Source organism: Micromonospora sp. CMU55-4 (assembly GCF_011602315.1).
Taxonomy (GTDB): Bacteria; Actinomycetota; Actinomycetes; order Mycobacteriales; family Micromonosporaceae; genus Micromonospora; species Micromonospora chalcea.
Genome location: NZ_JAAOLH010000006.1, coordinates 63,845 through 81,784 on the forward strand (window position 1 = coordinate 63,845; position 17,940 = coordinate 81,784).

23 protein-coding genes are annotated in these 17,940 nt (G+C 73.5%); 18 read left to right on the plus strand and 5 right to left on the minus strand.

Annotation, left to right across the window (positions count from 1 at the left end):
- Nucleotides 1–181 precede the first annotated feature (181 nt).
- From trxA to HA073_RS12835, 13 genes are all read left to right on the plus strand, one after another.
- Nucleotides 182–535 (plus strand): thioredoxin, encoded by a 354-nt coding sequence (gene trxA / locus HA073_RS12775; protein WP_166456463.1) that lies wholly within the window; start codon nt 182–184, stop codon nt 533–535.
- A gap of 55 nt (nt 536–590) precedes the next feature.
- Nucleotides 591–860, plus strand: coding sequence for a metal-sensitive transcriptional regulator (locus HA073_RS12780; protein WP_013285930.1), 270 nt, complete (start codon nt 591–593; stop codon nt 858–860).
- A 161-nt stretch (nt 861–1,021) separates the two neighbouring features.
- Nucleotides 1,022–2,419 (plus strand): MBL fold metallo-hydrolase, encoded by a 1,398-nt coding sequence (locus HA073_RS12785; protein WP_043324660.1) that lies wholly within the window; start codon nt 1,022–1,024, stop codon nt 2,417–2,419.
- An 85-nt stretch (nt 2,420–2,504) separates the two neighbouring features.
- Nucleotides 2,505–3,089 carry a rhodanese-like domain-containing protein gene (locus HA073_RS12790; protein WP_166456464.1) on the plus strand — a complete coding sequence of 195 codons (585 nt, stop codon included), beginning with the start codon at nt 2,505–2,507 and terminating at the stop codon, nt 3,087–3,089.
- Entirely contained in the window at nt 3,086–3,982 is an 897-nt protein-coding gene (locus HA073_RS12795) for a sulfite exporter TauE/SafE family protein (protein ID WP_043324662.1), read from the plus strand. Before HA073_RS12790 ends, HA073_RS12795 begins: the two co-directional genes overlap by 4 nt.
- Nucleotides 3,921–4,529, plus strand: a complete 609-nt coding sequence (locus HA073_RS12800) for a bifunctional 2-polyprenyl-6-hydroxyphenol methylase/3-demethylubiquinol 3-O-methyltransferase UbiG (RefSeq protein WP_043324663.1) — start codon at nt 3,921–3,923, stop codon at nt 4,527–4,529. Before HA073_RS12795 ends, HA073_RS12800 begins: the two co-directional genes overlap by 62 nt.
- A gap of 81 nt (nt 4,530–4,610) precedes the next feature.
- The gene (locus HA073_RS12805) at nt 4,611–5,321 is read left to right on the plus strand and encodes a spermidine synthase (protein WP_043324664.1); all 711 of its coding nucleotides are present in this window, start codon (nt 4,611–4,613) and stop codon (nt 5,319–5,321) included.
- A gap of 72 nt (nt 5,322–5,393) precedes the next feature.
- On the plus strand, nt 5,394–5,573 hold the full coding sequence (locus HA073_RS12810) for a hypothetical protein (protein WP_043324665.1): 180 nt from the start codon (nt 5,394–5,396) through the stop codon (nt 5,571–5,573).
- Nucleotides 5,574–5,673: 100 nt separating this feature from the next.
- A complete protein-coding gene (locus HA073_RS12815) occupies nt 5,674–7,353 on the plus strand; it encodes a long-chain-fatty-acid--CoA ligase (RefSeq protein ID WP_166456465.1) in 1,680 nt (559 codons plus the stop codon).
- Between the two features lie 114 nt (nt 7,354–7,467).
- Complete coding sequence (locus HA073_RS12820; RefSeq protein WP_166456466.1) at nt 7,468–8,559, plus strand: winged helix DNA-binding domain-containing protein; 1,092 nt, start codon at nt 7,468–7,470, stop codon at nt 8,557–8,559.
- 15 nt (nt 8,560–8,574) lie between these two features.
- The gene (locus tag HA073_RS12825) at nt 8,575–9,090 is read left to right on the plus strand and encodes an AAA family ATPase (RefSeq protein ID WP_166456467.1); all 516 of its coding nucleotides are present in this window, start codon (nt 8,575–8,577) and stop codon (nt 9,088–9,090) included.
- Between the two features lie 19 nt (nt 9,091–9,109).
- Nucleotides 9,110–9,877 (plus strand): trans-aconitate 2-methyltransferase, encoded by a 768-nt coding sequence (locus tag HA073_RS12830; protein ID WP_166456468.1) that lies wholly within the window; start codon nt 9,110–9,112, stop codon nt 9,875–9,877.
- Between the two features lie 255 nt (nt 9,878–10,132).
- Complete coding sequence (locus tag HA073_RS12835; RefSeq protein ID WP_104114213.1) at nt 10,133–11,596, plus strand: PepSY domain-containing protein; 1,464 nt, start codon at nt 10,133–10,135, stop codon at nt 11,594–11,596.
- Between the two features lie 141 nt (nt 11,597–11,737).
- On the opposite strand, the gene HA073_RS12840 is transcribed toward HA073_RS12835, so the two are convergent.
- From HA073_RS12840 to HA073_RS12850, 3 genes are all read right to left on the minus strand, one after another.
- Nucleotides 11,738–12,382, minus strand: a complete 645-nt coding sequence (locus HA073_RS12840; protein ID WP_104114212.1) for an alpha/beta fold hydrolase — start codon at nt 12,380–12,382, stop codon at nt 11,738–11,740.
- Nucleotides 12,383–12,421: 39 nt separating this feature from the next.
- Entirely contained in the window at nt 12,422–13,396 is a 975-nt protein-coding gene (locus HA073_RS12845) for a DUF1152 domain-containing protein (RefSeq protein WP_166456469.1), read from the minus strand.
- A gap of 73 nt (nt 13,397–13,469) precedes the next feature.
- Nucleotides 13,470–14,051 (minus strand): carboxymuconolactone decarboxylase family protein, encoded by a 582-nt coding sequence (locus HA073_RS12850; protein ID WP_205797166.1) that lies wholly within the window; start codon nt 14,049–14,051, stop codon nt 13,470–13,472.
- 62 nt (nt 14,052–14,113) lie between these two features.
- Here HA073_RS12850 and HA073_RS12855 point away from each other — a divergent pair, with 62 nt between their 5' ends.
- Complete coding sequence (locus HA073_RS12855) at nt 14,114–14,770, plus strand: HAD family hydrolase (RefSeq protein WP_043324672.1); 657 nt, start codon at nt 14,114–14,116, stop codon at nt 14,768–14,770.
- Here HA073_RS12855 and HA073_RS12860 read toward each other — a convergent pair.
- Nucleotides 14,767–15,432, minus strand: a complete 666-nt coding sequence (locus HA073_RS12860; protein WP_043324673.1) for an NAD(P)-dependent oxidoreductase — start codon at nt 15,430–15,432, stop codon at nt 14,767–14,769. The genes HA073_RS12855 and HA073_RS12860 overlap by 4 nt on opposite strands.
- A 60-nt stretch (nt 15,433–15,492) precedes the next feature.
- Here HA073_RS12860 and HA073_RS12865 point away from each other — a divergent pair, with 60 nt between their 5' ends.
- The 4 genes from HA073_RS12865 to HA073_RS12885 all read left to right on the plus strand — a co-directional run bounded on the left by HA073_RS12865 (nt 15,493) and on the right by HA073_RS12885 (nt 17,461).
- Nucleotides 15,493–15,861: a helix-turn-helix domain-containing protein gene (locus tag HA073_RS12865; protein WP_223201100.1), complete on the plus strand. Its 369-nt coding sequence runs from the start codon at nt 15,493–15,495 to the stop codon at nt 15,859–15,861.
- A gap of 53 nt (nt 15,862–15,914) precedes the next feature.
- Entirely contained in the window at nt 15,915–16,325 is a 411-nt protein-coding gene (locus tag HA073_RS12870) for a hypothetical protein (protein WP_043330213.1), read from the plus strand.
- A 29-nt stretch (nt 16,326–16,354) separates the two neighbouring features.
- Complete coding sequence (locus tag HA073_RS12875; RefSeq protein WP_043324674.1) at nt 16,355–16,960, plus strand: YdeI family protein; 606 nt, start codon at nt 16,355–16,357, stop codon at nt 16,958–16,960.
- A gap of 276 nt (nt 16,961–17,236) precedes the next feature.
- A complete protein-coding gene (locus HA073_RS12885) occupies nt 17,237–17,461 on the plus strand; it encodes a hypothetical protein (protein ID WP_064446210.1) in 225 nt (74 codons plus the stop codon).
- A 14-nt stretch (nt 17,462–17,475) separates the two neighbouring features.
- On the opposite strand, the gene HA073_RS12890 is transcribed toward HA073_RS12885, so the two are convergent.
- Complete coding sequence (locus HA073_RS12890) at nt 17,476–17,940, minus strand: transposase (RefSeq protein WP_043324676.1); 465 nt, start codon at nt 17,938–17,940, stop codon at nt 17,476–17,478.

Consider the following 17,940-nt stretch of genomic DNA (forward strand, 5'->3'; position numbering starts at 1 on the left):
TGGTCGGCGCACAGGATAAGCGCTCCGTCGATGCCCCGGCGACCCTGCGTGTCCCTCACCGGCCCGGACCCCACCACCTCCCCGAGCTGGAGTCGATCAAGGCGGCCAGGACCACCCCACCCGGAATGGATACCCCCGGGGGTGTGTTACACATGCAGAACCCGGATCAACGGAGGTACTGATGGCCAGCGTGGCGTTGACCACCACCGACTTCGCGGAGACCGTCAACCGGGACGGCATCGTCCTGGTCGACTTCTGGGCCGCCTGGTGCGGTCCCTGCCGGGCGTTCGCGCCGGTCTACGAGAAGGCCAGCGAGCAGCACCCGGATATCGTCTTCGGCAAGGTCGACACCGAGGCGGAGCCCACCCTCGCGACGGCCGCCCAGATCCGGTCGATCCCGACGCTCATGGCGTTCCGGGACGGCGTGCTGGTGTTCGCCCAGCCGGGCGCTCTGCCGACGGCGGGGCTGGAGGAGTTGATCCGGGCCGTGCGTGACCTCGACATGAACGAGGTCCGGGCCCAGGCCGGCGTCTGATCGGGGTGGCGACAGTGGTACCCCCTGGGGTATGTTAGAACGCAGGAGGTGGGACGTGAATCTTCGACCCGAGATGACCGGCGAGGCGCTGACCCGGCTGAAGCGTGCCCGGGGGCAGCTCAACGCCGTCATCGAGATGATGGAGAACGGCGAGGACTGCCGCGCCGCGTTGACCCAGCTCGCCGCGGTCTCCAAGGCCATCGACCGGGCCGGCTTCAAGATCATCGCTTCCGGCATGCGCTACTGCGACGCCGCCCGCCAGGCCGGCGAGGAGCCGGAGATGACCGAGGAGGAGCTGGAGAAGCTCTTCCTGTCCCTGGCCTGACGGCGCCCGACCGACCGACTGAGTCCCGCCCGCCCGACCGGCTGAGCCCCACCCGCGCCGTGTGACCACGGCGCGGGTGGGTAAACCACTGCCCGGAGAACCCGGGCCGCAGACTGTCCCACACATACCCCCCGGGGTATATAGGCAATGAGAGGAACGACATGACTCTCGACGTGTCCGTCATCGCGACCTCCTCGCTCGGCGACCGCAGCTACCTGGCCTCTGACGGCCGGGTGGCGATCGTGGTCGACCCGCAGCGCGACATCGACCGCATCCTCTACCTGGCCGGCGCCAAGGGCGTACGGATCACCCACGTGGTGGAGACGCACATCCACAACGACTACGTCTCCGGCGGCCTGGAGCTGGCCCGGATCACCGGCGCGCAGTACCTCGTGGCCGCCGCCGACACCGTCGAGTTCGACCGCACGCCGGTCTCCGACGGCGACACCGTGCCGGTCTCGGACACCATGCGGCTGCGGGTGCTCGGCACCCCGGGCCACACGTTCCACCACCTGTCGTACGTGCTCGACGAGCGCGACGGCGACTGGACGCCGGCCGGCGTGTTCACCGGCGGCTCGCTGCTGTTCGGCACCACCGGCCGCACCGACCTGCTGGGCCAGCAGTACGCGCACGAGCTGGCGCACCACCAGCACGCCTCCGCGCGCAAGCTGGCCGACCTGCTGCCCGACGGCGCGCAGGTGTGGCCCACGCACGGCTTCGGCAGCTTCTGCTCGGCCAGCCAGGCCGACGCCCCCGAGTCGACGATCGGCCGGGAGAAGCAGGCCAACCCGGTGCTGCGGCTGGCCGCCGACCAGTTCGTCACCGAGACGCTGGCCGGGCTGGACGCCTACCCGGCGTACTACGCCCACATGGGCGTGGCGAACGCCGCCGGTCCCGCCCCGGTGGACCTCACTCCGGTGGCCCGCGCCGACGCCGACGAGCTGCGCCGCCGCATCGCCGCCGGCGAGTGGGTGGTCGACCTGCGCCACCGCAAGGCGTACGCGGCCTCGCACCTGGCCGGCACGGTCAGCCTCGGCCTGGACGGCCCGATGTCGACATGGCTCGGCTGGCTGATCGACTGGGGCGTGCCGATCACGTTCCTGGCGCAGACCCCGGAGCAGGTCGCCGACGCCCAGCGGGAGCTGGTCCGCATCGGCATCGACCGCCCGGCCGCCCAGGCCACCGGCGAGCCCGAGCAGTGGACCGGCGACCCGTCGCAGCTGCGCGAGATGGCCGTGGCCGACTTCGACGCGCTGGCCGCCGCGCAGGCCGGGAAGACGCCGGCCGGGCTGCCCGAGCCGCAGGTCGTCCTCGACGTGCGGATGACAGGCGAGTGGAAGGCCGGGCACATCGACGGCGCGGTGCACGTGCCGCTGCCGGACGTGCCGAAGCGGCTCGCCGACATCCCCGCCGGGACCGTCTGGGTGCACTGCGGCTCCGGCTACCGGGCCACCGCCGCCGCGTCCCTGCTCGCCAACGCCGGCCGCGACGTGGTGCTGATCGACGACTCGTACGGCCGGGCCGAGGCGGCCGGCGTACGCATGGCGCCCAGCGCCTGACCTCTCCCCGAGCGCCCGGCCGGCGTGCCCCTGCGCCGGCCGGCGTTCGACCCTGCCCGAAAACACCCGCTGAAGGAGACAGAGCATGACCACGACCACCCCCACCACCATCGACGCGGCGACGCTGCGCGAACTGATCGCCGCCGGCCGTACGCCCCGGATGCTCGACGTGCGCACGCCCGGTGAGTTCGAGGCGGCGCACATCCCCGGCGCGTACAACGTGCCGCTGGACCTGCTCCGGGAGCACCGCGCGGAGCTGCGCAGCCACCTGGACCAGGACGTGGTGCTGATCTGCCGCTCCGGCGTCCGGGCCGGCCAGGCCGGTCAGGCGCTCGGCACCGTCGGCCTGCCCAACGTCAAGGTGCTCGACGGCGGCATGCTGGCCTGGCAGGCCACGAACGCGCCGGTCAACCAGGGCCGGGCCCGCTGGGACCTGGAGCGCCAGGTACGTCTCGTCGCCGGCTCGATCGTGCTCGCCGCGATCGTCGCGTCGGTGTTCGTGCCGGGCCTGAAGTGGGTCGCCGCGTTCATCGGCGCGGGCCTCACGTTCGCCGCGCTCACAAACACCTGCGCCATGGGCATGCTGCTGAGCAAGCTGCCGTACAACCGGGGCGCGAGCTGCGACCTGGACACGATCGTGGGGCAGCTGCGCGACGGGAGCCGCAGGTGACCACCCTCGCGCTGACGCTGGCCGGCGCGGTGCTGATCGGCGTGACGCTGGGTCTGCTCGGCGGCGGCGGTTCGATCCTCGCCGTGCCGCTGCTGGTCTACGTCGCCGACCTGCCCGCGAAGGAGGCCATCGCCACCTCGCTGCTCGTCGTCGGCGTGACCAGCGCGGTGGGCGTGCTGCCGCACGCCCGCGCGAACCGGGTCCGCTGGCGCACCGGGCTCATCTTCGGCGTGGCCGGCATGACCGGCGCGTACGCGGGCGGCCGGCTGGCCGAGTTCGTGCCGGCGAGCGTCCTGCTCACCGGGTTCGCGCTGATGATGCTGGCCACCGCGGTCGCGATGCTCCGGGGCCGCCGGTCCACCGAGGGCCGGTCGAAGCCGCACGAGCTGCCGATGCTGCGGGTGGTCGGGGACGGCGTGGTCGTCGGTCTGGTCACCGGCCTGGTCGGCGCGGGCGGCGGCTTCCTGGTCGTACCGGCTCTGGCCCTGCTGGGCGGGTTGCCGATGCCGGTGGCGGTCGGCACCTCGCTGGTCGTCATCGCGTTGAAGTCGTTCGCCGGCCTGGCCGGCTACCTGTCCAGCGTGCAGATCCACTGGGGGCTGGCCGGCGCGGTCACCGCCGCCGCGGTCGTCGGCAGCCTGCTCGGTGGCCGGCTCGCCGGGCGGATCCCGGCCGACGTGCTGCGCCGCGGCTTCGGCTGGTTCGTCGTGGTGATGGGCGTGTTCGTGCTCGCCCAGCAGCTGCCGCTGATCTGGGGACTCACCGTGGGAGCGCTTGCCGCGGCCGGTACGGTCACCATGGCGGTGTGGGCCCGCCGAGGAAGGGGACACAGTGGACAGCAGCACCTGGGACAGCCGGTACGCCGACACGCCCGGGCTGGTGTGGAGCGCTGAGCCCAACCGTTTCGTGGTCGAGTCGGTCGCCGGGCTGACTCCCGGGTCGGCGCTGGACATCGCGGCCGGCGAGGGACGCAACGCGGTCTGGCTGGCCGGTCAGGGCTGGCGGGTGAACGCGGTGGACTTCTCCACCGTGGCCGTCGAGCGGGGGCGGCAGATGGCCGCCGCGCGGGGCGTGACAGTCGACTGGCGGGTAGCGGACGTGACCGCGTACCGGCCGGTGCCGAACAGTTACGACCTGGTGCTGATCAGCTACCTGCACCTGCCCGCCGCCGAGTTCGCCGGCGTGCTCGCCGCGGCGAAGTCCGCGCTGCGCCCCGGCGGCACGCTCGTGGTGGTCGGGCACGACCTGGCCAACCTCACCGGTGGCACCGGCGGCCCGCAGGACCCCGCCGTGCTGCTCACGCCCGAGGCGGTGGTCGACGGGCTGGCCGGGCTGCGGGTCCAGCGCGCCGAGACCACCCGCCGGCCGGTCCCGACGAGCGACGGCGGCGCCGTGGACGCGCTGGACACGGTCGTGGTGGCCACCCGCCCCGCCGACTGAGCGCCACGCGCCGTGGTTTCGCCGGGCCGGGCCGGCACCGGCCGGTAGCATCCGGGGACGGATCGGCGGAGAGGACACCGGGTGGGCGCGCGCTTCGAGGAACTGGCCTGGCGGGAGACGCCGATCGGCGAGATCAGCCTGCGGCGGCGGCGCGACCCGGCGCTGGGCGCCGAGGTGTACGAGGTGAAGCTCGATGACGAGTACCTCATGTCCAGCGCCTTCCCGGTGGCGGAGATCGAGCTGGCCCGGCTCGGACTGGCCGCGCTGACCGGCACGGAGCTGGACGTGGTGGTCGGCGGGCTCGGCCTCGGCTACACGGCACGGACCGCGCTGGAGGATCCCCGGGTGCGTTCGCTGCTGGTGGTCGAGGCGATCGAGGACGTGATCGACTGGCACCGCCGGGACCTGCTGCCGTTCACCGCCGGCCTGGCCACCGATCCGCGTACCCGGTTCGTCCGGGCGGATTTCTTCGCCGCGGTCGCCGACGGCGGTTTCGACCCGGACGAGCCGGGCCGCCGCTTCCACGCGGTGCTGCTGGACGTGGACCACTCCCCCCGTCAGGTGCTGCACCCGAGCCACGCCGCGTTCTACACGGTCGACGGGCTGCGCCGGCTGGCCGCGCTGCTGCACCCGGACGGGGTCTTCGCGCTCTGGTCGAACGACCCGCCGGACCCGGAGTTCCAGCGCACTCTCACCGCTGTGTTCCCGACCTCGGTGGCGCACGTCGTCCGGTTCCCGAACCCGTTGCAGGGCCGGGAGGCGGCGAACACCGTGTACGTGGCCCGGCACTGATCCACCGGGCCACGCATGGCCGTAGGGCCAGCGGGAAAGCGGGCGGCCGACCGTACGACGGGAGGCTGGGACATGCGTGCGTTGCTCTGGGTGGTCGGCGTGGTCGCCGGTGTGATCATCCTGCTCGGGCTGCTGCTGGAGGCGGTCCGCTGGCTCGTCATCATCGGCGTGATCGCGCTCGCCGCGGTGATCATCGTCGGCATCGTGAAGGGCCGGCGGGTGGTGCACCAGCATTCGACACGCCGGCACTGACCTGCGCAGGTGTGACCTACCCGGCAACCTACGTTAGCGTAGGTTACCGCCCGGTCACGTTAGGCTGGGGTCGTCATCCGCGCGACGAGGAGTAACGGCGATGGACGCGACCGCCCAGCGACCCTGGACCCGTAGCTACGCGCCGGGGGTACCGGCCGAGATCGCCGAGCCGGACGGCTCGCTCGTCGACCTGCTCACCGAGGCGGCCCGGCGGTTCGGGCCCCGGGTCGCGCTCGACTTCTACGGCGCCACCACCACGTTCACCGAACTGGCCGACCAGGTGTCCCGCGCCGCCGAGTCGCTGCGCCGCCTCGGCGTCGGCCCGGGCGACCGGGTGGCGCTGGTGCTGCCGAACTGCCCGCAGCATGTGGTCGCCTTCTACGCCGTGCTGCGGCTCGGCGCGGTCGTGGTCGAGCACAACCCGCTCTACACCGCCGACGAGCTGGACCGGCAGCTCACCGACCACGGCGCAGGCGTCGCGATCGTGTGGGACAAGGTCGCGCCGCTGGTGGCGGGACGCGGCGCCGTGCGTACCGTGGTGGCGGTCGACCTGACCGCGGCGCTGCCGCGGCTCAAGCGGTGGGCGCTGCGGGCGCCGCTGCCGAAGGTCCGCGCCGCCCGCGCCGCGATGACCGCCCCCGCGCCGGGCGCCCTGGCCTGGTCGGACCTGGTCGCCGCGGCCGGGCCGCTGCCCGCCGGGCATCCCGCGCCGGAGGCCGGCGACGTGGCGTTGCTCCAGTACACCGGCGGCACCACCGGCGAGCCCAAGGGCGCGGTGCTGACCCACCGCAACCTGCGCGCCAACGCCGCGCAGGGCCGGGCCTGGGTTCCCGGCCTGCGCGACGGCGAGGAGACCGTGTACGCGGTGCTGCCGCTGTTCCACGCATACGGGCTGACGCTCTGCCTCACCTTCGCCGTCAGCATCGGGGCCACCCTGGTGCTGTTCCCCCGCTTCGACGCCGACCAGGTGCTCGACGCGGTCCGCCGCCGCCCGCCGACGTTCCTGCCCGCGGTGCCGCCGGTCTACGCGAAGCTCGCCACCGCCGCCCGCGAACGCGCCGTCGACCTCACCTCCATCCGGTACGCGATCTCCGGCGCGATGTCGCTGCCACCGGCCACCGTGGAGCTGTGGGAGCAGGTGACCGGCGGCCTGCTGGTCGAGGGGTACGGGATGACCGAGACGTCCCCGATCACCGTCGGCAACCCGGTCGCGCCGACCCGCCGGCCCGGCACCGTCGGCGTGCCGTTCCCCTCCACCGACGTGCGCATCGTCGACCCGGAGGACCCGAGCCGCGACCGCGCCCCGGGCGAGGCCGGTGAGCTGCTGGTCCGCGGCCCGCAGGTGTTCTCCGGCTACTGGCACCGGCCGGAGGAGACGGCGAAGGTGCTGCTGCCCGGCGGCTGGATGCGCACCGGCGACATCGTCACCATGGACGCCGACGGCTTCGTCACGGTGGTCGACCGGATCAAGGAGCTGATCATCACCGGCGGCTTCAACGTCTACCCGTCCGAGGTGGAGGAGGCGTTGCGCCGCGTCCCCGGCGTACGCGAGGCCGCCGCCGTGGGAATGCCCACCGACGACGGCGAGGAGGTCGTCGCCGCGGTGGTGGTCGACCCGGCGGTGGCCGCCACCCCGGAGGCGATCCGGACCTCGTGCCGCACCCACCTGGCCGGCTACAAGGTGCCGCGCCGGGTCGTGGTCGTTGACGAGCTGCCGTACTCCCAGATCGGCAAGATCCTGCGCCGCGAGGTCCGCGAACGGCTGCTCGCCGCCCGCTGACCCGTCGGACCGCGGACGGCGAGTGGAACGCCATGGGTGTCAAACGGGGCCGGAGACACCCACCGCGTTCCACCGACGGCCGGACGTGTCGGTGCCGGCGCCTACGCTGTGGCGATGGTCGACAGACGTCAGGTGCTGGCCTTCCGCGTGCGCGCCCAGCAGCTCGACCGGGCGCAGGGCTCGCTCGCCGACACCGCCGTGCTCGACATCGGCGTGCAGGACACCGGCCCCGACGGCGGCCGCTGGGCGCTGGCGACGCGCGGGGTCGACGTGACCTCGCTGACCGGTGACGACGTGGTCATGCTCTGGACCGTACGCGGCGCCCCACACCTCTACCGCCGCGCCGACGTGGGCGCGGTGGCCGTCGCGGTCGAGCCGTTCTCCGACGCCGACGCGGGCAAGCGCATCTACGACGCGACAAAACCGTTGAAGGCCGCCGGCATCGGCATCGTCGCCGCGCTCGACGAGGTGGCCGCCCGGATGCGGGAGATCGTCCGCACGCCGACGGTCAAGGGCGAGGTCTCCGGGCGGCTCGCCGAGGTGATGCCCGAGCCCTACCTGCGGCACTGCCGGCCGTGCGACGCGATCCACCTATACGAGATGCCGTTCCGGCTCGCCGCCGTACGCGCCGGGCTGGAGCTGCGGCTCGACACGTCGCCGCCGGTCCTGGAACGCATCCGTGGGTTCCGTCCGGCTGCCGCGCCCGGCGACCGGTTCGAGCTCATCCGCGCCTACCTGCGGCTGCTCGGCCCGGCCACCCCGAAGCATGTCGCCGACTACCTCGACGCCCCGGTCAAGGAGGTCAAGGCCCGCTGGCCGGGCGACGCGGTCGAGGTGAGCGTCGACGGTGAGACGCGCTGGCTGCTCGCCGCCGACGAGGCGGCGCTGACGTCGGCCGAGGTGAGCACGACCCGCCTGCTCGGCCCGTTCGACCTGTTCCTCCAGGCGAAGGACCGGGCGACGCTCGTGCCGGACGCGGCCCGCGCCAAGGAGTTGTGGCCGGTGCTGGGCCGCCCCGGCGCCGTGCTGGCCGACGGGGAGCTGGCCGGCACCTGGCGGCCCCGCAAGTCCGGCCGGTCGTTCACCGTCGCCGTCCAGCCGTGGCGCAGGCTCACCGGCAGCACCCGCGACGCGGTGGTCGCGGAGGCCGAGCGCCTCGCCGCGTACCGGGGCGTGCCGCTCGCGGGTGTCGACTTCGCCGCGTGATGGCATCATGATCCCGTGATCGTCTGGCTCAACGGCGCGTTCGGTGTCGGCAAGACGACCACCGCGCGGCTGCTCACGGAGTCGCTTCCGGACGCGCGGCTGTTCGACCCGGAGTTCCTCGGCTCGATGCTCACCGCGTTCGTCACCCCGCCGACCGGCGACTTCCAGGACCTGCCCCTGTGGCGTCACCTCGTCGTGCAGACGGTCACCGGCCTGGACCGGCACCACCCGGGCATCTGGATCGTGCCGATGAGCCTGCTCGTCCCGGCGTACCGCGCGGAGATCCTCGGCGGCATCCGCGCCGCGGGCGTCGACGTCCGCGAGGTCGTGCTCACGCTCCCCGAGGACCGGTTGCGGGCCCGGATCGACGCCGACCAGGTCGAGTCCGGCGCGCGCGGCTGGCGGCACGACCACGTCGCCCGGGCGCTGGACACGTTCGCGTCGGTGACCGACGCCCACCTGATCGACGCCACCGTCCCGCCCGAGCAGGTGGCCGACGCCGTCGCCGCGCACGTCACGGGCGCAGCCTGATCGTGGGAGGATGCTCGGCATGCCGGATCGCGCGTTGAGCTTCGGAGCGGCGGCGCAGGCGTACGAGCGGTTCCGGCCCGGCTACCCCGAGGAGCTTGCCGACCTGGTGCTGGCGTACGCGGACCGGCCGGTCCGGAGCGCCCTGGAGATCGGCGCCGGGACCGGCAAGGCCACCCGGCTGTTCGCGCGGCGCGGCATCGCGGTCACCGCCACCGACCCGGATTCCGCGATGCTCGCCGAACTGCGCTGGCACGTCCCGGCCGGGGTGCGGGTCCGGCAGGCCGCGTTCGAGCAGTTGCGCGCCGGCGAGCACCACGACCTGGTGTACGCGGCGGCGGCGCTGCACTGGACCGACCCGGCGGGCCGGTGGGAGCGGGTCGCTGGGCTGCTCGTGCCCGGTGGCGTGTTCGCCTCGTTCGGCGGGCCGCTGCGGCTGGCCGACCCGGCCCTGCGCGACGCGGTGGCCGCGGCCCGAGCCGAGTTCATCGCCGACGACGAGATCCCGTCGCCGGACGGGACGCCGCCGGAGGCCGGCATGCAGTGGCCCGGCACCGAGCTGCGCGCCTCCGAGTGGTTCACCGACGTGCGGCAGGAGGTGATCGAGCGGCGGATCCCGATGAGCGCCGACGACTACGTCGGTCTCCTGTCGACCGTCTCGGCCTATCTCGAACTGCCGCCACCCGTACGTGAGCAGGTGTTCCACCGCGTACGCGAGGTGCTGCCCGGCGCGGTCGAGGTCACCGCCGACATCACGGTCCACCTGGCCCGGCGGACGTCGCAGCCCTGATCAACCGGCACCGGGTGATCCCTTGACGGCACCCCTGGCGCGAGTCGGCCCGCCACGGGGCCCCTTCGCCGCCGTCGGCACGCGGAGGCGTCCTGGCACCGCGCCGGACGACAACCCGAAGATCTACGCGGACGAGGGAACTTCCTGACACACCTGACCGACTACTCGATCGGGACACGGCAGCCGGGCAGCCCACGGCTCGACGGGCACGAGCCACCCCGAACCAAAAGCCGATATTTTCGATCGGAGTAGTCGATGTCCGTCACCGAACTGTCCGGCGATCCCGCGCCGGACACCTCCACCGCCGCGCCGGCCGCTCGGCCGGGCCGCCAGCCCACGCCGTTCGCCGCGCTGCTGACCCGGCTTCATTTCTACGCCGGCATCCTGGTTGCCCCGTTCCTGCTGGTCGCCGCCCTGACCGGCCTGGCGTACACCATCACCCCGCAGCTGGACCAGGCCCTCTACGGCGACCGGCTGACCGTGGCCACCGTCGGTGACCAGCCGAAGACCCTCGCCCAACAGGTCACCGCCGCGCGGGCGGCGCACCCCGACGGCACCATCGCCGCCGTGGTGCCCGGCACCGGCGACCGGACCACCCAGGTGGTGTTCTCGCTCGAGGAACTCGGCGACAAGCAGCACACCGTCTATGTCGACCCGTACACCGGCGAGGTGACCGGGCGGCTCACCACCTGGTTCGGCTCCACCCCCGCCACCACCTGGCTCGACGACCTGCACCGCAACCTGCATCTCGGCGAGGTCGGGCGGCACTACTCCGAGATCGCCGCCAGCTGGTTGTGGGTTCTCGTTCTCGGCGGGGTAGTCCTGTGGTGGCGCCGCCGCAGCGCCACCCGCGCCCGGACGACACACCTGCTCGTACCGGACCTGACCGCCCGCAAGGGAGTTCGCCGTACCCGGGGCTGGCACGCCACCACCGGTGTCTGGCTCGCGGTCGGCCTGCTGTTCCTCTCCGCCACCGGCCTGACCTGGTCCCGGTACGCCGGCGCGAACTTCAGCACCGGCCTGGACACCCTGCGCGCCGGCACTCCGGAACTCTCCACCACCGTCGACGGCGTGGCCCCGCCCGCGGGCGGCGGTGAGCATCAGCACGGTGGCGCGGCGACCGGCACGGCGGACAATCCGGCGTCCTACGACAATGTGCTGGCCTCCGCGCGCAGCGCCGGACTCTCGGGACCGGTGGAGATCAGCCCCGCCGCGGAGCCCGGCCTGGCCTGGACCGTCGCCCAGGTCGACAACGCCTGGCCGGTCGCGAAGGATCGAATCGCCGTCGAGCCCACCACCGGCGCGGTCACCGCCCGCAGCGACTTCGCCGACTGGCCGCTGCTCGCGCAGCTCAGCAGCCTCGGCATCCAAGCCCACATGGGAATCCTGTTCGGGCCGATCAACCAGATCCTGCTCGCGGCGCTCGCTCTCGGTCTGCTCTGCGTCATCGTCTGGGGCTACCGCATGTGGTGGCAGCGCCGCCCCACCCGCGCCGGCCGTCGCGCCCCGCTCGGCTCACCGCCCGCCCGAGGTGGCCTCCGCGGGCTCCCGTGGTGGGCGCTGCTGCTCGGCGTACCGGTCACCCTGGCACTCGGCTGGGCACTGCCCTGGTTCGGCGTCACCCTGCTCGGCTTCCTCGTCGTCGATCTCGTCCTCGGCCTGCTCGCGCGTCGGCGCCGCCGGCCCCTACCCGTCTCACCCGCGCCGGCCGGCAGCTGACCCCGGCGGCTATCCGGCCGTCACCGCCTCGGAGAGACCGGACAGCCGCCGTGAACCCTCAGTCGCGGATCCGCACGGCGCCTCGCCCCTCCTGATCAGCATGTCGTCGGGAGGGGCCGGACGGATCACGGCGAGGCGGGATCAGGACACCAGGTAGGCAGTCAGCCGGTCGGCGAGCGGGCCCGGGCGGCTGAGCGCTACCGCGTGGCCGCCGTCGATCTCGTCCGGCACCACGCCGAGCCGGTCGGCGGCCACCCGGCGCTGGAAGTCGGCGGGAAAGAACCGGTCGTCGCGGCCGATGAGCACCCTCGTCGGCACGGCCGGCCAGGCGGCGAGCGGCCACGGCTCGTCCCACTCCGCGCTGACCTGCTCCCGGCCGTGCGCGGGCGCCTCGGCGACGATCCCGGCCGGCACGCCGTTGTAGAACTGCTGTTCCTCGCTGAGCCCGTCCGGCTCGCGGTAGCCGGTGTTGCCCCACCAGTCCCCCGGCTTCTCGCCGGGCCGCGGAATCATCGGGGTGAGCAGGACCAGGAGGCGCACCGGCAACCGGTCGGCGACCAGCGGTGCGGTGAACGCGCCGTACGAGTGCCCGACCACCACGAGGTCGTCCCGGTTGCCGACGGCGTCGATCACCGCCTGGCGGAAGTCGGTGAACCCCGCCGACCGGTCACCGATCGGCAGCTCCGGCACCACCGCGTCGTGACCCCGGGCGGCCAGCTCGGGAACCAGCAGGTGCCAGTCCCACGCGCTGCCCCCGCCGCCGTGGATGAGCACGAACGTCGTCATGCCCGGACCCTCCCACACCGGTACGACAAGCCGTGACTGTCAGTGCGGATACGCCCGGGGCACACGGGCGGCCCGCAGCTCGTCGCGGAACGCCTCGATGCGGGTGATGACCTGGCGCCGCCCGATCGTGTTCTCGATCCGGTCGAGGTAGAGACAGCGGGCGGCGAGCCGGGGCAGGTCGACCGAGAAGTAGATCGCCATCAGGGGGTTGACGAACAGGTCGCCGTCGCCGGTGCGCCGACTGAACCGTACGTCTCCGAACGCGCCGCCGGTGGCGGCGGCGATCTGCCCCTGGACGATGCTCGGCCGGTGCGGGGTGGCGGCCTGGGCCTGCGCGACCGCCTCTCGGTAGAGCACCACCTCACGGCTGGAGCCGGGAATGGACAGCGCGCCGAGGTAGCCGCCCTCCCGGTCGAGGGCGGCCAGGTTCTCCAGCACCTCGACGTGGTTGACGCCGTCGTGCGCGTCGATGCCGAAACCGAGGCTGCTCACCAACCGGATCGGCACATCCAGCCCGGCCACGGCGGCCAGGCTGGTGATGTCCTCCACCGGGGTGCCCAGGCCGCTCTCGTCGCCGCGCAACAGGATGTCGGTGCCGCCGTCGACGAGCACGATCGCGTCGACGTCGAGCCGGTCGACCAGGTGCCGGTACGCCTCGCGCAGCGTCTGCACGCCCAGCGGCGGGAAGGCGTACACGGTCGACGGCAGGTCCCGGCCCGCCAGCCAGCGGGCCAGGTGCCCCTCCGGGAAGTACCAGTCGGGGCTGAGGGTGTCCGGCCGGATCGCCGCGACGTGCTCGTTCACCCACACCTGCCGGTCGAGCAGTTCCAGCTCCGAGAAGGAGAGGCTGGCCAGGTGCACCCGCTTGCCGGCCTGCCACAGGGCCAGGGCCAGCGGCAGGCCGGCGTAGACGTCGAAGCCGCCACCGGCGCCGGCGATCAGGACGTCGTTCGCCGGAGCCAGTGCGGCGAACAACGGCGGAACGGCCAACGTGTACGCGGCGGTGTCGGTCACCAGATGATGATCTCCGCTCGCGTTCGGGCTCGCTGCCCCGTGGCCGGCCGGTCGAGGGCCGGGACCCGCTCGTTCAGGCCGGGCGGCCGAACGTGACCGCCTCCCGGACCAGCTCCGGCGCGTTCTCCACCAGTTGCGCGTCCGGCCGCGCGCCGAGCGCGTCGTTCACTGTGGAGAAGGCGAGCCGGAACGCGATCAGCGTGGTGGCCTCGAAGATCTCCCGGTCGTTCAGGCCGGCGTCGCGCAGGCGTTGGGTGTCGGCCTCGGTGGTGGCGTTCGGGTCCGTCACGACCCGGCGGGACCAGTCGGCCAGCGCCGTCTCCCGCTCGGACAGGGCCGCCTCGTCGCCGCGCAGCACCGCGGCGGCGGTCTCCTCGTCGCTCATCCCGGCCAGCCGGACGCCCCAGGCCAGCGAGCAGTACGAGTCGCCCCGCGCGGCGGCGGTGGCGGCGACCAGCACCGCCACCTCACGCGCGGACAGCGTGGACGCGGACAGCAGTTCGGCGCGCGTGTTCTGGAACGACATCAGCACGTCGGGTCGCCAGCACCAGACGCGGGTGAGGTTGTTGACGTAGCCGTCGGAGGAGAGGTCGTCCTCGTACGCGGCTTTCGCCGCCGGGCTCTGCGGCGGTTCGGGGAGGAAGGCGGCGCTCATGCGGGCAGTCTGCGCCACCCGGGCGCCCCCCACTGGCTGATCAACGACAGTACGATCCGCTGATGATCCGGGCGGTCTTCTTCGACGTGGGCGGGACGATCCTCGACGAGACGCGCGAGTTCGCGACGTGGGCGGACTGGCTGGGCGTGCCCCGGCACACGTTCTCCGCGGTCTTCGGCGCGGTGATCGCCCGAGGGCTGGACTACCAGGAGGTGTTCCGGGCGTTCCGGCCGGACTTCGACCTCACCGCCGAACTCGCCCGCCGGGTCGCAGCCGGTGACCCGGAGTCCTTCGGCGAGGAGGATCTGTACCCGGACGCGCGGGCGTGCCTGACCGCCCTGAAGGACCAGGGTCTGCGCGTCGGCCTGGCCGGCAACCAGCCGGAGCACGCCGAGGCGACGCTGCGGACGCTGGACCTGCCGGTGGACGTGATCGGCACGTCGGCGGCCTGGGGCGTGGCGAAGCCCGCGCCGGAGTTCTTCGACCGGGTGGTCCGCGAGAGCGGCGGCGACGCGGCGGCGATCCTGTACGTCGGTGACCGGCCGGACAACGACGCCGCGCCCGCGATGGCCGCCGGTATGTCGGCGTGCCTGATCCGGCGCGGACCGTGGGGGCACATCCTCGACATGCCGGACGTGGCCGACCGGTGCCTGTTCCGCATCGACTCGCTGCACGAGCTGCCGGACCTGGTGGCGCGGCACAATGCGGCGGGCGGCTAGGCCGGGGCGTCACCGGTCACGGAGACCCGCGTCCGATGGTGGCGCGGCGACTCGATCTCGTCGACCACCGCCACCGCCAGATCGGCGTACGACAGGGGCGCCGACGCCGGGGCGCGCTCGCCGCCGAGGCGGTACCGGCCGGTGCGGGTACCGGCCACGTCCAGCGCGGCGGGTGGGGTGAGCACCAGCCAGTCGACTGTGGTGTCCGCCGCGCGGAGCCGGTCCAGGCCGGCGGCGTGGCTGAGCGCGAACGGCCGCAGCTCGGCGGGCAGCACGGCCGGGTCGTCGTAGAGGGGCCGGCCGTGCGCGTCGATCAGGGTGGCGAACAGGCCGATCGCCACGAGCCGGGGCACGTCCGCGCGGGCCAGGCCGTGCAGCAGCGCGTCGGCTGCCCGGACGAAGAAGTCCGGATCGAGGCCGGCGGCGGCGAGCGCGTCCGGCCCGGAGGCCGGGCTGACCGCGTGGACGACGGCGTCGTGCCCGTACCCGATGGAGGTGACCGTCTCCGGGTCGGTGACGTCACCGCGTACCGCGGAGGTGAGGTCGGGATGGCGGGCGGGGTCACGGACGACGGCGGTGACGCGGTGGCCGCGGCGGTGGGCCTCGGCGGTGACGGCGCGGCCGGCCCGGCCGCCCGCGCCGAAGACGGCGATGCTGGTCATGGCGCGACGGTAGGACGCGGGGTGCCGGTTACCGCAACGGTACCGGGTTACGCTCGGGCGGTGACGCCGCTCGATCCGGACATGTTCCACCCCGCCTGTCCGTCGCGGATGATGCCGTTGCAGATCGGCGACAAGTGGACCGCGATGGTGGTGCTGTGCCTGGAGCACGGGCCGCGCCGGTTCACCGAGTTGCGGGCGCCGCTGCGCACGATCACGCCGAAGGTGCTGGCCGAGACGTTGCGGGCGATGGAACGCGACGGGCTGGTCACGCGGACCGCCTACGACGAGAACCCGCCGCGCGTGGAGTACGCGCTGACGCCGCTGGGGCGAAGCCTGCTGACGCTGGTCGCGGCCGCCCGGTCGTGGAGCGAGGCGCACCTGGACGAGTTGCTGGCGGCCCGCCGGTCGCACGATTCGCGGACGTCGTGACGGCGCCGGCCGGCACCGGGCGTGGCGGACTGCGGAGGTTCGTTGCGAACGTGATGACGAACGTGCTCGCGAACCTCATCGCGGCGGCGATCATCTACGTGCTCGCCGCGGCCGCCGGGCTGCTCCCCCGCGACCCGGCGCTGATCCTCGCGGCGTTGTTGCTCGTCGGCCTCGCCGCTGCCATGATCCTGATCTTCCTGATCAGTACGAACGCCTTCGCCGACAAGGAGGACATCCTCGGCGGGTGGATGGCGATCTCCCTCGGTGCGCCGATCCTGACCGCGGCCGTGGCGTACGCGTTCCGTGAGGGCGATCCGGCGGCGGGGGTCGCGGGCGGGCTGATGGGCGCGGGGCTCACCGGCGCAGGCGTGGCTTTGCTGGTGGCCGGACGGCGGCTGCGGCGGGCGGCCGATCCGTCGCCCGACGGCGAGCAGCAGGCGGCTGAGCCGCACGCCCGGCCTTAGCGTCGTACCCGTGGCATAGCCTTCCGGCCATGGGAACCGCCGAGCTGGACGAGCTGATCGTGCCCGACGCGGAGGCGCTGCGCGCGTGGTTGTCCGCCCACCACGACACGTCGCCCGGCGTCTGGCTCGCCCTGACCCGCAAGGGTGGCACGCTCACCACACTGACCTGGCAGCAGGCGGTCGACGAGGCGTTGTGCTTCGGCTGGATCGACGGGCAGGCCCGCAAGCGTGACCACGAGAGCTCCTGGATCCGGTTCACCCCGCGCCGGGCCCGCAGCTCCTGGTCGCAGCGCAACGTCGCGCACGTGGCCCGGCTGGAGGAGCAGGGGCGGATGACACCCGCCGGCCGCGCGGCGGTGGAGGCCGCGAAGGCGGACGGCCGGTGGGCGGCGGCGTACGCGCCTCCGTCGGAGGCCGAGCTGCCGGCCGACCTGCTCGCCGCCGTCGCCGCCGAGCCCGCCGCCCAAGCCATGCTCGACGTCCTCACCAGCGCCAACAGGTTCGCGCTCATCCACCGGCTGAACGCGGTCAAGCGCGCGGAGACCCGGGAACGCAAGATCGGTGAGTTCGTCGCCATGCTGGCCCGCCACGAGACGTTCCACCCGCAGAAGGCGAAGCCGCCGGCCACTCCGTGACGCGTCCCGGCTCACGAGTGGTCCCGGACGAACGCGCGCAGGAGCGCGGCGCACTCGGCCGCGTGAGTCTCCAGCAGCAGGTGGCCGCCGTCGAAGAGGTGCGCGTCCATCCGGTCCAGCGCATGATGCTACGCGAGCACCTGTCCACGTCGAAGTAGGCGTCGTGCCGGTCCCACAGCACGAGCGCCGGGGATTGGTGGGCGCTGTGGTACTCGGCGACCGGCGGGTCTGACCGGGCGTACGCTCGAACGAGCCGACGGTGGGAGGTCGCCCGCGATGATCCCGTTGCTGATCCTGCTCGGGCTTCTCCTCGGACGCTGGTGGCGGTTGTCGCTCGTCGCCGCCGCGCTGGGCTGGCCGGTCCTGCTGGTCGCGACCGGCGTGACGGACGTCGGCGCGGGGCTGCTCGGCGCGGCCGTGCTCGCCGCCGCGAACACCGGTGCCGGCGTGCTGCTCCATCAGGGGGCCCGCCTGGCGATCCGCAGGCTTCGGGCGTCCTGAGCCGGGCCCCGGCGCTACACGGCGCCGCCGGTGTTGCGGATCATCCGCCGGAGCACCTTGAGGGTGGTGACGTAGTCGGCGTCGTCGACGCCGTCGTGGATGCGGGCCCGGATCCCCGGCGCGTGCTGCTTGAGGCGGAGCCGGGCGTCCTCCCCCGCCTCGGTGATCCGTAGCCGGCCGTCCGCGTCGCGGGTCAGCCAGCCGCGTTCCCGGAGCACCTCCGCCTCGGCGTCCAGGTCGTCCTCGGCCCGTAGATACGAGCGCATCGCGTGTCGCAGTTCGGGGACGGTCAGTCCGCCGCCGCCGGGCAGGAGGTCGTTCGGGGACAGGTTGCGCAGCAGCCAGAACTGGGGCTGGGTGAAGCCGTGCGTGGCGTGCTGGGCGCGGGTGAAGGCGATGAGCGACTCGTACGCGACGCCCGTCCAGTAGGCGGCCGGCTGGCCAGCGAGTTCGGCGTCGGACAGGTGCTGTGTGGTCAT